Source organism: Lelliottia jeotgali (genome assembly GCF_977070485.1).
In genome coordinates this window covers 310,440-322,647 of sequence record NZ_CDRVFO010000001.1, presented here as the reverse complement: position 1 = coordinate 322,647, position 12,208 = coordinate 310,440, and the positions used below count along the sequence as shown (strand labels likewise).

Below are 12,208 nucleotides of genomic sequence, written 5' to 3'. Positions count from 1 at the left end.
TAGTGTGGGCCACCGGTGCGGCCCGGCCAGTCACGGTGCCTTGCAGCCCCGCCCAATCAGATCGTTGGTTGCCACCCAGTACACCAGGCCTTCCTCGCCCTTGGTGTGGAAGGCCAGCACGCCATCGCTGTACATCGCGCCCGACGCACTCGGCTCGGACTTGAGCCGGTAGACCTGGTCGCCGCCGCCGAGGCGCACGTCGACCGAATCCTGTTGTACATCGGCGAAGCGCCAAAGCACATCGGTCTGGCTGTCGCAGACCCAACGGGTCCAGGCGGCCGCAGGGGCGGGTTGCGCCGGCTGCAGCAGCGAGCATCCTGCCAGTGTCGCCAGGGCCATCAAGGCCATCAGCGCTTTCATTGCATATCCTCTAGATGACCACACAACGGTCGCTTGGTTGCCTGCTCCGACGAAGCGCATCGCTTCATGGGCAGCCAGGCGCCTTGCGCTGGTGGTCTTCGTCATACTTTTCCAGGCCTTCCGGGCCCACGCGCTTGCTGATTACCGGCACAGTCTCGGCCTGCCACTCAGACTGGTAGCAGCCGCCCTTGGGCGGCTGCGCCGGATCGTTGTCCGAGGACGGGCTGCTGGAGCATGCGCTCAGCAAACCAGCCAGCAAGATCACAGGCAATTGCTTGACCATCAGGTCGCTCCCTTTGCCAGGCGCCGCCATTGTCAGGCTTTTGCCCGCTCTTCCAGGATCGCCACGGCCGGCAGTACCTTGCCTTCGACGAACTCGAGGAATGCACCACCACCGGTAGAAATGTAGGAGATCTCGGCGCTGACGCCATATTTGTCGATGGCCGCCAGGGTATCGCCACCGCCGGCGATGGAAAATGCGGCGCTGTCGGCGATAGCCTTGGCCAGTACCTTGGTGCCGTTGCCGAACTGGTCGAACTCGAACACACCGACCGGGCCGTTCCACAGGATGGTTTTCGACGACTTCAGCAGTTCGGCGAAGTTGGCCGCAGTCTGTGGCCCGATGTCCAGGATCATGTCGTCAGCAGCCACGTCGGCGATGGCCTTGACGGTGGCCTCGGCGCTCTCGGCAAACTCCTTGGCAACCACCACGTCGACGGGCAGCGGTACGCTGACCTTGGCGGCGATGGCCTTGGCGGTTTCCACCAGGTCAGGCTCGTACAGCGACTTGCCCACCGGGTGGCCGGCAGCGGCCAGGAAGGTGTTGGCGATGCCGCCACCAACGATCAACTGGTCGCAAACCGAGCTCAGGCTGTTCAGCACGTCCAGCTTGGTGGAAACCTTGGAGCCGGCAACGATGGCGGCCATTGGTTTGGCCGGTGCCTTCAGGGCTTTGCCCAGGGCGTCCAGCTCGGCGGCCAGCAGCGGGCCTGCCGCAGCGACCTTGGCGAACTTGGCTACGCCGTGGGTGGAGCCTTCGGCACGGTGAGCGGTACCGAAGGCGTCCATGACGAAAACGTCGCACAGAGCCGCGTACTTCTGCGCCAGTTCGTCGGCGTTCTTCTTCTCGCCCTTGTTGAAGCGAACGTTCTCGAACAGCACCAGGTCACCAGCCTTGACCTCGATGCCATCGAGGTAGTCGGCGACCAGTGCAACGTCGCGGCCCAAGGCCTTGCTCAGGTAGTCGGCAACCGGCTTGAGGCTGTTCTCGGCCGAGAACTCACCTTCGGTCGGGCGCCCCAGGTGCGAGCAGACCATTACCGCCGCGCCCTTCTCCAGGGCCAGCTTGATGGTCGGCAGCGCAGCCAGGATACGCGCGTCGCTGGTTACCACACCGTCCTTCACAGGCACGTTGAGGTCTTCGCGGATCAGTACGCGTTTACCTTGCAGGTCGAGGTCGGTCATCTTCAACACGGTCATGAATGCAGTCCTTCAGGGCTGTTTGGTGCGGGTTGGGTGGACGACGTGCAGATAATGTTCGGCAACGTCGAGCATACGGTTGGCAAAACCCCATTCGTTGTCGAACCAGGCCAGCAGGTTCACCAGGCGGGGGCCCGAGACGCGTGTCTGGCTGGCATCGACGATCGCCGAATGCGGGTCATGGTTGAAATCACAGCTGGCGTGGGGCAATTCGGTGTAAGCCAACAAGCCTTTGAGCGGGCCGTCCAGCGCCGCCTCGCGCAGCACCCGGTTGACTTCAGCCGCGCTGGTGTCACGGCCGGTCTGCAGGGTGATGTCCAGGCACGACACGTTGACGGTCGGCACGCGTACCGCTTTGGCCTGTATTCGCCCGGCAAGTTCCGGCAGCAGGCGCTCGATACCACGCGCCAGACCAGTGGACACAGGGATCACCGACTGGAAAGCCGAGCGCGTGCGGCGCAAATCCTCATGATGGTAGGCGTCGATCACCGGCTGGTCGTTCATTGCCGAGTGAATGGTGGTGATCTGTACGTACTCGATGCCGAACGCCTGGTCCAGCACCCGCAGCAGCGGTACGCCACAGTTGGTGGTACAGGATGCGTTGGACACCAGGCGCTCGGTGCCGGTCAGGCAAGCCTGGTTGATACCGTAGACCACCGTCGCATCCACATCAGCCTCGCTGGCCATGGGCTGCGAGAACAGCACCCGCGGCGCACCGGAATCAAGAAAGCGCTGGCCATCGGCACGGGTGTGATAGGCGCCGGAACACTCCAGCACCAGGTCGATGTCCAGGGCGGCCCAATCGACGCCCTCGGGGGTGGCGCTGCGCATGACCTTCACGCAGTCACCATTGATATGCAGACAGTCGCCGTCGACCTTCACGTCGCCGGGGAATCGGCCGTGAGTGGAGTCGAAGCGTGTCAGGTATTCCACACTGGCCTGGTCGGCCAGGTCGTTCAACGCCACGATTTCGAAGCCAGCCTTTGCCCCACGCTCAAACAGTGCGCGCAGGACACAGCGGCCGATGCGGCCGTAACCGTTGAGTGCAACTTTGTAGGGACGCGGGTGGGGCATTGATGGGCTCGCTAACGCATGGTGGCTGTTGGGGCCGCGTTGCGGCCCATCGCGACACAAGGCCGCTCCTACAGGCACCGCGCCAACATCGGGCTGCGCGGGAACTGCAGGAGCGGCCTTGCGTCGCGATGGAGGGCCAAGCCCTCCAGGGTTACATCAGTCTTCCAGCAGCTCTTCGGCAGTACCCAGGATGTTCTCCAGGGTGAAGCCGAACTCCTCGAACAGTGCACTGGCCGGAGCCGATTCACCGTAAGTGGTCATGCCGATGACACGGCCTTCGAGACCCACGTACTTGTACCAGAAGTCGGCATGAGCCGCTTCGATGGCGATGCGGGCACCCACTTGCAGCGGCAGTACGGACTGCTTGTAGGCCGCATCCTGGGCGTCAAACACGCTGGTGCTCGGCATCGACACGACACGCACCTTGCGGCCCTGCTCGGTCAGCTTGTCGAACGCCTGAACGGCCAGGCCCACTTCCGAGCCGGTGGCGATCAGGATCAACTCAGGCTCGCCGGCACAGTCCTTGAGCACGTAACCGCCGCGGGCGATATCGGCGATCTGCTGGGCGTCGCGGTCCTGATGCTGCAGGTTCTGACGCGAGAAGATCAGCGCCGAAGGGCCGTCCTTGCGCTCCAGGGCGTGCTTCCAGGACACAGCCGACTCGACTGCGTCGGCCGGGCGCCAGGTGTCCAGGTTCGGCGTGCTGCGCAGGCTGGTCAGTTGCTCGATCGGCTGGTGGGTCGGGCCGTCTTCGCCCAGACCGATGGAGTCGTGGGTGTACACATGGATGACGCGCTGCTTCATAAGGGCGGACATGCGCACGGCGTTACGGGCGTATTCCATGAACATCAGGAACGTCGCGCCGTAAGGCACCAGGCCGCCGTGCAGGGCGACGCCGTTCATGATCGCGGTCATGCCGAACTCGCGCACGCCGTAGAACACGTAGTTGCCGCTGGCGTCGTTGGCGTCCACACCCTTGCAACCCTTCCACAGGGTCAGGTTGGAACCGGCCAGGTCGGCCGAGCCGCCAAGGAATTCCGGCAGCAGTGGGCCGAAGGCGTTCAGGGTGTTCTGGCTGGCCTTGCGGCTGGCGATGGTCTCGCCCTTGGCAGCGACTTCAGCGATGTAGGCAGCGGCTTTTTCCGAGAAGTCGGCCGGCAGGTCACCGCTCAGACGGCGCTTGAGCTCGCTGGCCAGATCCGGGAAGGCGGCGGCATAGGCATCGAAACGCGTGTTCCACTCGGCTTCAGCCTTGGCGCCTGCTTCTTTGGCATCCCATTCGGCGTAGATGTCGGCAGGAACTTCGAACGGAGCGTGGTTCCAGTTCAGCTCCTTGCGGGCCAGGGCGATTTCGTCGTTGCCCAGCGGAGCACCGTGGCAGTCTTCCTTGCCCTGCTTGTTAGGCGAGCCGAAACCAATGATGGTCTTGCAGCAGATCAGGGTCGGACGATCGCTCTTGCGCGCAGTCTCGATGGCCGTGCGGATCTCGTCGGCGTCGTGGCCGTTGACGTTGCGGATCACCAGCCAGTTGTAGGCCTCGAAACGCTTGGGCGTGTCGTCGGTGAACCAGCCTTCCACTTCACCGTCGATGGAGATGCCGTTGTCGTCATAGAAGGCAACCAGCTTGTTCAGGCCCAGGGTGCCGGCCAGCGAGGCGACTTCGTGGGAGATACCTTCCATCATGCAGCCGTCGCCGAGGAACACGTAGGTGTTGTGGTCGACGATATTGTGGCCTTCGCGGTTGAACTGGGCACCCAGCACTTTCTCAGCCAAAGCAAAGCCCACGGCGTTGGCCAAACCTTGGCCCAGCGGGCCGGTGGTGGTTTCCACACCTGGGGTGTAGCCGAACTCGGGATGGCCCGGGGTACGGCTATGCAGCTGGCGGAACGACTTGAGGTCGTCGATGGTGACGTCGTAGCCGGTCAGGTGCAGCAACGAGTAGATCAGCATCGAGCCGTGGCCGTTGGACAGCACGAAGCGGTCACGGTCGGCGAAGCTCGGGTTGCTCGGGTTGTGCTTCAGATAGTCGCGCCAAAGCACTTCGGCGATATCCGCCATGCCCATGGGGGCACCTGGGTGGCCGCTGTTGGCCTTTTGCACGGCATCCATGCTGAGGGCACGAATGGCGTTGGCACGTTCACGACGGCTGGGCATCGCTTATCTCCTGGGGCTTGAATAGGTGGTGTAACGAAAAAGGCGGCCATTTTCCCCCACTGGGGGGCTGGGGGCAAACATTTAAGCGGCAAGCGGCAAGCTTTAAGCAGCAAGAGAAAGCCGAACCGTGCGCGCAAGGCTCTATTTCTTGCAACTCATCGCCAATATCAAAACTTTTTGATATTGGCCTTGCTAGGGCAACGATGCCTGTCTAGACTGCCGCGTCATGAACCTCCGTGCGCAACCGATCCCTCAGCGAAGCGACACACTGGCAGCCCTGTGCAAAGCCAGTGGCGACGAACTGCGCCTGAATGTCCTGCGCGCCTTGGCCAGTGACTCGTTCGGCGTCCTGGAGCTGGCACAGATTTTCGACATCGGGCAGTCGGGCATGAGCCATCACCTCAAAGTTTTAGCCCAGGCCGAGCTGGTGGCTACGCGCCGCGAAGGCAATGCGATTTTCTACCGCAGGGCCCTGCCCGACAGCCACCGCCTGGGCGGTCGCCTGCACACCGCGCTGCTCGAAGAGGTCGACGACCTGACACTGCCGCTGGACGTGCAGGCGCGCATCGCCCAGGTGCAACAACGCCGCGCCGCCACCAGCCAGGACTTTTTCCTGCGTGTGGAAGAAAAGTTCCGCGCCCAGCAGGACCTGATCGCCGGCCTGCCGCAGTACCGCGAAAGCCTGCTGGCGCTGCTCGACACACTGAATTTCGAGCCGACGGCCAGCGCGCTGGAAGTCGGCCCCGGCGACGGCGGCTTCCTGCCCGACCTGGCCAGGCGCTTTGCCTGTGTCACAGCCATGGACAACAGCCCGACCATGCTCGAGCTGGCGCGCCAGGTCTGCGAACGCGAACGTCTGGATAATGTAAACCTGCAGTTGGCCGATGCACTGGGTGCAACGGATGTGGAAGCCGACTGCGTTGTGCTGAACATGGTCCTGCACCATTTCAGCGACCCGGCCCTGGCCCTGCGCCTTTTGGCCAAACGGGTGAAGGCGGGCGGCAGCCTGCTGGTCACCGAACTGTGCAGCCACGATCAGGGTTGGGCGCGGGAAGCCTGCGGCGATCTCTGGCTTGGTTTTGAACAGGACGACCTGGCCCGTTGGGCCAACGCTGCCGGGCTGGCCCCGGGGGACAGCCTCTATGTGGGCTTGCGTAACGGTTTCCAGATACAGGTCCGCCATTTTCAGCGGACGGCTGGCGACACACACCATCGGTAAATTTTAGGAACCCGTCGAGATGAGCGAATACTCCCTTTTCACCTCCGAGTCCGTGTCCGAAGGGCATCCGGACAAGATCGCCGACCAGATTTCGGATGCGGTCCTGGATGCCATCATCACCCAGGACAAATACGCCCGCGTGGCGTGTGAAACCCTGGTCAAGACCGGTGTCGCCATCATCGCTGGCGAAGTCACCACCTCGGCCTGGGTCGACCTGGAAGAGCTGGTGCGCAAAGTCATCATCGACATCGGCTATAACAGCTCCGACGTCGGCTTCGACGGCGCCACCTGCGCCGTGATGAATATCATCGGCAAACAATCGGTGGACATCGCCCAGGGCGTCGACCGCTCCAAGCCGGAAGACCAGGGCGCGGGTGACCAAGGCCTGATGTTCGGCTACGCCAGCAACGAGACCGACGTGCTGATGCCGGCGCCGATATGCTTCTCGCACCGCCTGGTCGAGCGCCAGGCCGAAGCGCGCAAATCCGGGCTGCTGCCTTGGCTGCGCCCGGACGCCAAGTCCCAGGTCACCTGCCGCTATGAAAACGGTAAGGTAGTCGGTATCGACGCAGTGGTCCTGTCGACCCAGCACAACCCTGAAGTCTCGCAAAAAGACCTGCAGGAAGCCGTGATGGAGCTGATCGTCAAGCACACCCTGCCTGCCGAACTGCTGCACAAAGACACCCAGTACCACATCAACCCGACCGGTAACTTCATCATTGGTGGCCCGGTGGGTGACTGTGGCCTGACCGGCCGCAAGATCATCGTCGACTCCTACGGCGGCATGGCCCGCCACGGTGGTGGCGCGTTCTCCGGCAAGGACCCGTCCAAGGTCGACCGTTCTGCTGCCTACGCCGGTCGTTACGTGGCCAAGAACATCGTCGCCGCCGGCCTGGCCGAACGTTGTGAGATCCAGGTGTCCTACGCCATCGGCGTAGCCCAGCCGACTTCCATCTCGATCAACACCTTCGGTACCGGCAAGGTCTCGGACGACAAGATCATCCAGCTGGTACGTGAGTGCTTCGATCTGCGTCCGTACGCCATCACCAAGATGCTCGACCTGCTGCATCCGATGTACCAGGAAACCGCTGCCTACGGCCACTTCGGCCGTACCCCGCAGCAGAAGACTGTCGGCGATGACACCTTCACCACCTTCACCTGGGAGCGCACCGACCGCGCCCAGTCGCTGCGTGATGCTGCCGGCCTGTAATTTTTCCTGCAGCGGTGAATCGAAGCCCTTGCCGAGTGATCGGCAGGGGCTTTTTTTTAGTTTTCATGGCATCGCTCTCGACACATCACCTGACAACTGACCCCGCCAACCTCCGCCCCGCTTGCCTAGCCTGAACACTCCACTCCGCCACGCAAGGATGCTGGCCATGTCTTTTTTCCTGCGCCTCGCAGCCCTGTTGCTGCTCCACACGTCCATCGCCCAAGCCAGTCACTGTCCGGACTGGAGTACCAAGCAAGCCAGAACCGAAGTTGCCCAACTTCGCGCAACCCTGGCCAACTGGGACGACCATTACCACCGCCAGGGTATAGCGCTCGTAGCCGATGAACTCTACGACCAGGCCCGACACCACCTGCTGCACCTGCAACAATGCTTTGGTCAGGAATTCACAGATCCAAGCCCACTGGCCAGCGCACGCGGCCCTATTGCCCACCCCGTTGCCCACACCGGCGTCGAGAAACTCCATGACGCAGCTGCCGTTGCACGCTGGATGACCGGCAAGAAGGGCGTATGGGTGCAGCCGAAGGTCGACGGAGTGGCAGTCTCACTGGTCTATCGCCAAGGCCGGCTGGTACAGCTGCTCAGCCGTGGTGATGGCCTCCAGGGGCATGACTGGAGCCGCCACATCAAGGACCTCGACAGCATCACTAGGCAATTGCCTCAACCACTGGACGTCGTATTGCAAGGCGAGTTGTACCTGCGCCTGCAAGCGCACGTGCAAGCTGAGGCAGGCAGCAGCAATGTGCGCGGCACCGTGGCCGGGATGCTGGCACGCAAGCAGCTTGGCCCTGAACCGGGCGCGAGCATCGGCCTGTTCGTCTGGGACTGGCCGCACGGGCCGGACAACCAGGGCGAGCGCCTCACACAACTTGCAGCCTGGGGGTTCCCCGACAGTCAGCGTTTCAGCACAGCTATCGACACCCCCGAAGAGGCTACCCACTGGCGCCTGCACTGGTACCGCTCACCGCTGCCCTTCGCCACCGATGGCGTGATTCTGCGCCAGGACAGCCGCCCCCCGGCCGACCGCTGGCAGCCCAACGCCCCCTATTGGATCGCCGCGTGGAAATACCCCTTCGCCCAAGCGCTGGCAGAGGTACGGGAGGTACGCTTTCTAATCGGCCGCACAGGCAAAGTCACGCCGTTGCTCAGGCTCAAACCGGTCACCCTGGATGATCGCCGGATCAGCCAGGTCAGCCTCGGGTCCCTGGCCCGCTGGCGGGCGCTCGACATTCGCCCGGGCGATCAAGTTGCGATCAGCCTTGCCGGCCTGACCATTCCACGCTTCGACCAAGTGGTCCACCGCGCCGTCGAGCGTCAGGTATTACCTGTACCCGAAGCTGAACAGTACGGCCAACACAGTTGCTGGCAAGCCAGCGACGACTGCCAAGAGCAGTTTATCGCGCGCCTCGTCTGGCTCAGTGGCAAGCAGGGCCTGGCCATGCCAGGCACCGGCAAGGGCACCTGGAAGCGGCTGGTTCAGGCAGGGCTGGTGACATCGCTGACGGATTGGTTGACGCTCGATGCCCAACAGCTGTTATCGGTACCGGGCATCAGCAGGAAAACCGCCACACAGCTACAACGCAGTTTCGACATAGGCCGCAACAGACCTTTCGCTCAGTGGCGCAAAGGGTTGGGCGTACCGGCGCCAGCTCAGGTGCCACGGGACGAGAACTGGCAAACGCTGGCCGGCCGGTCTGCCAGCGATTGGCAAACCTTGCCCGGCATTGGCGCAACACGCGCCACTCAACTCGCGAACTTTTTCACCCATGAGCAAGTACAACGGATAGCCACGCTGCTGGGAACCCGTGGGATCGATGGTTTTCACGGGACAGACGACGTTGGTTCGCAATAGTTCACGGGCAAAGCGTACGCGGAATATTTCCCAATCCCAGCCTGAAAAAACCACCAAGGGTTTAAAAATCGACAAAACCAAGGCAGGATTTCTCCACTTTTTGCTGCCCCGCCCCGTTTAGGAGGCTTTTTCATGAAGCGTATGTCTACCCTTTTCCTGCTGGCGACGTTTGCTCTGTCGGCTCACGCCGTGCAGGCCACCCAAGAACAAACAGGCCTGACCGGCTGCGCCGCCAAGCGTCAGGCGATCAGCGAACAAATCGAACAGGCCAAGGTTGACAACAACAGCGAACAGCAAAGCGGTCTGGAAAAGGCCCTGAGCGAAGTTGACGCGAACTGCACCGACGCCGGCTTGCGTAAAGAGCGCGAACAGAAAGTGCTCGAGGCCCGGCACGAGGTCAACCAGCGCACCAAGGACCTGGACAAGGCCATGAAGAAGGGCGACCCGGAGCACGTCAACAAGCGCAAAGACAAACTTGCCGAGGCGAAAAAGGAGTTGCAGGAGGCCGTCGACGATCTGGAACGTTGACAGCATGCTCCTACTCAACTTGGCTTGTAGGACTTTTCTGAAGTTGCCCGCTGAAGGGTTCACTTGGTCTTAGGGAGGGGGCACCATTGCAGCGATTACTGCCATATGCCCCTACAAGGAGGCTCCCATGAAAGTTATTTCTTCCGTAGTCATGCTGGCTGTTCTCGGCTTGAGCGCATCCGCCGCCCAAGCAGCACAGCCGACGCAAGGCTTGACCGGTTGCGCCGCCAAGCGCAGCGCCATCGAAAACCAGCTGCAATATGCCAGGGCGCACAATAATTCGGGTGAGATCCGCGGCCTGGAAAAGGCCCTGCAGGAGAACACCGAGCACTGCACCGATGCTGGCTTGAAAGAAGAGCGTGAACAGAAAGTGCGTGAAGCCGAAGCAGAAGTCCAAGAGCGCGAAGCAGACCTGAAGCAGGCGCAGGCGAAAGGCGATACGAGCAAAATTGCCAAGCGCGAAAAGAAACTGGCCGAATCCAAAGCGGAACTCGAAGACGCAAAAGCCGAATTGACCAAGTGACCTGAAGCTTCAGTCACGCGCGCCAGCCAGCAGCCTGCAAAACATTGGCTGGCGCATCAATGATTACGAAACTCTGTATGGCAGGCCTTGCAGGCTGCCTCGACCTTGTCCATAGGTTCCTTGAGCATCGCCGCATCCAGCGGCTGCTTGCGTGTCAACGCCAGCAACTCGCCCGTCACCCCCTCCAACGCTTGCGCCAAGTCATGAAAGCGCGCCTGACGCTCCCAGACCTCGGGCCGCGCACTGCTGTCGCCATCATCCTGTACCTGCGGGAAATGCTGCCAGGGCGCATGGGCCAGGCTATCGAGTTTCACCGCACCCTCGGCAAATTTCCCCCCATCGAACGGCAACCGCCCGCGCAGCATGCCACCCATGTCCTCGCTGGTCTTGAGCATCTGCTTGAAGATCGCCTTGCGCTGCCCCAAGGGTGAGTTAGGATCGACACGGTCGCAGGCCACCAGGGACAGGCTGACCAGCAGTATGGCGGTGAAACATTTGAACATCACGGTCACATTGGCAGAGGAAAGGGCCAACAGTATCCTCGCCTGCCATGCAAAGACCAATACCCTTACGAACACTATGGGCTGCCATCAGCTGCTGCCCTCCAAGGATTCAACCATGAAATCTGCTCTGCGCCATCTCGCCTGGGCGCTGCCGGCCCTGGCCTTGCTGGCCGGCTGCAACGGCGGCGAAAACGCCAAGCCCGAACCCCACGCCGTCGCTACTTACACCCCTGCGGCTTGGGCTGACCTGCCCAGCGTCAGCGACAGCGATCTGGTCGCGGGTTTCAACGCCTGGCGCACTGGTTGTGAAAAACTCAAGCGTGACCCGGTGTGGGCCGCCACGTGCGAAGCAGCACAGCCGATCGCACTGGAAGCGACCCAGGTGCGCACGTTCCTGCAAGGGCAATTGCAGGTTTATGGCCTGCGCTCGGCCGAGAACAACGCCACTGGCCTGATCACCGGCTACTACGAACCGGTCTACCCCGGCAGCCTGACACGCACCGAAGCAGCCAACGTACCGGTGTATGGCATCCCGGATGACATGATCGTGGTCGACCTGGCCAGCGTTTACCCGGAACTGAAGGGCAAGCGCCTGCGCGGTCGCCTCGACGGCCGCGTGCTCAAGCCCTATGACACCGCTGAAGTGATTTATCGGGACGGCGTCAAGGCCCCGGTACTGGCCTGGTTGACCGACCCGATGGACCTGCAGTTTCTTCAGATCCAGGGTTCAGGCCGGGTAAAGCTGGAAGATGGCCGCCAATTGCGCCTCGGCTACGCCGATCAGAACGGCCACCCGTACCGGCCGATCGGTCGCTGGCTGATCGAGCAGGGCCAGTTGAAGAAGGAAGACGTGAGCATGGGCGCCATTCATGCCTGGGCTCAGGCCAATCCACAGCGGGTGCCTGAATTGCTGGCGAGCAACCCCAGTTACGTGTTTTTCAGCACCCGCCCCGACAGCAACGAAGGCCCGCGCGGCTCACTGAATGTACCGCTTACCGCAGGCTACAGCGTGGCCATCGATCGCAAGGTCATTCCACTGGGCAGCCTGCTTTGGCTGTCCACCACGCGCCCGGACGGTACACCGGTGGTCAGGCCGGTGGGCGCTCAGGATACGGGCGGTGCGATTACCGGCGAAGTACGTGCGGATCTATTCTGGGGCACCGGGCCTGAGGCCGGCGAACTGGCAGGGAACATGAAGCAGCAGGGGCAGATCTGGATGCTCTGGCCAAAGGGCAAGCCGCTGCCTGACGTGCCTAAAGTCCTTTGACTGATTGCTGCTCTGCTCGCG

Annotated in this window: 12 protein-coding genes; 6 read left to right on the top strand and 6 right to left on the bottom strand. The window is 62.3% G+C overall.

The genetic code is table 11. From position 1 onward, the window contains the following. Nucleotides 1-30 precede the first annotated feature (30 nt). The 5 genes from ACW4TB_RS01440 to tkt all read right to left on the bottom strand — a co-directional run bounded on the left by ACW4TB_RS01440 (nt 31) and on the right by tkt (nt 5,067). Nucleotides 31-360 (bottom strand): MliC family protein, encoded by a 330-nt coding sequence (locus tag ACW4TB_RS01440; protein WP_012312447.1) that lies wholly within the window; start codon nt 358-360, stop codon nt 31-33. A gap of 64 nt (nt 361-424) precedes the next feature. Next, nucleotides 425-643: a hypothetical protein gene (locus ACW4TB_RS01435; protein ID WP_012312446.1), complete on the bottom strand. Its 219-nt coding sequence runs from the start codon at nt 641-643 to the stop codon at nt 425-427. A gap of 32 nt (nt 644-675) precedes the next feature. Further along, complete coding sequence (locus tag ACW4TB_RS01430) at nt 676-1,839, bottom strand: phosphoglycerate kinase (RefSeq protein ID WP_012312445.1); 1,164 nt, start codon at nt 1,837-1,839, stop codon at nt 676-678. A gap of 12 nt (nt 1,840-1,851) precedes the next feature. Continuing rightward, nucleotides 1,852-2,913: an erythrose-4-phosphate dehydrogenase gene (gene epd / locus ACW4TB_RS01425; RefSeq protein WP_279929110.1), complete on the bottom strand. Its 1,062-nt coding sequence runs from the start codon at nt 2,911-2,913 to the stop codon at nt 1,852-1,854. 156 nt (nt 2,914-3,069) lie between these two features. Then, nucleotides 3,070-5,067 (bottom strand): transketolase, encoded by a 1,998-nt coding sequence (tkt, locus tag ACW4TB_RS01420; RefSeq protein WP_279929112.1) that lies wholly within the window; start codon nt 5,065-5,067, stop codon nt 3,070-3,072. A 226-nt stretch (nt 5,068-5,293) separates the two neighbouring features. Here tkt and ACW4TB_RS01415 point away from each other — a divergent pair, with 226 nt between their 5' ends. The 5 genes from ACW4TB_RS01415 to ACW4TB_RS01395 all read left to right on the top strand — a co-directional run bounded on the left by ACW4TB_RS01415 (nt 5,294) and on the right by ACW4TB_RS01395 (nt 10,417). Next, complete coding sequence (locus tag ACW4TB_RS01415) at nt 5,294-6,286, top strand: ArsR/SmtB family transcription factor (protein ID WP_012312442.1); 993 nt, start codon at nt 5,294-5,296, stop codon at nt 6,284-6,286. Between the two features lie 19 nt (nt 6,287-6,305). After that, nucleotides 6,306-7,496, top strand: a complete 1,191-nt coding sequence (gene metK / locus ACW4TB_RS01410; RefSeq protein WP_012312441.1) for a methionine adenosyltransferase — start codon at nt 6,306-6,308, stop codon at nt 7,494-7,496. 166 nt (nt 7,497-7,662) lie between these two features. After that, nucleotides 7,663-9,366, top strand: a complete 1,704-nt coding sequence (ligB, locus tag ACW4TB_RS01405; RefSeq protein ID WP_279929118.1) for an NAD-dependent DNA ligase LigB — start codon at nt 7,663-7,665, stop codon at nt 9,364-9,366. 132 nt (nt 9,367-9,498) lie between these two features. Beyond that, nucleotides 9,499-9,894, top strand: coding sequence for a DUF1090 domain-containing protein (locus ACW4TB_RS01400; protein WP_012312439.1), 396 nt, complete (start codon nt 9,499-9,501; stop codon nt 9,892-9,894). A gap of 127 nt (nt 9,895-10,021) precedes the next feature. Next, nucleotides 10,022-10,417 (top strand): DUF1090 domain-containing protein, encoded by a 396-nt coding sequence (locus ACW4TB_RS01395; RefSeq protein WP_279929121.1) that lies wholly within the window; start codon nt 10,022-10,024, stop codon nt 10,415-10,417. Between the two features lie 56 nt (nt 10,418-10,473). Here the strand turns inward: ACW4TB_RS01395 and ACW4TB_RS01390 are convergent, their stop codons facing one another. Then, complete coding sequence (locus ACW4TB_RS01390; RefSeq protein ID WP_012312437.1) at nt 10,474-10,920, bottom strand: c-type cytochrome; 447 nt, start codon at nt 10,918-10,920, stop codon at nt 10,474-10,476. Between the two features lie 115 nt (nt 10,921-11,035). On the opposite strand from ACW4TB_RS01390, the gene mltA reads away from it, so the two are divergent. Then, nucleotides 11,036-12,187, top strand: coding sequence for a murein transglycosylase A (mltA, locus tag ACW4TB_RS01385; protein WP_012312436.1), 1,152 nt, complete (start codon nt 11,036-11,038; stop codon nt 12,185-12,187). Nucleotides 12,188-12,208 lie beyond the last annotated feature (21 nt).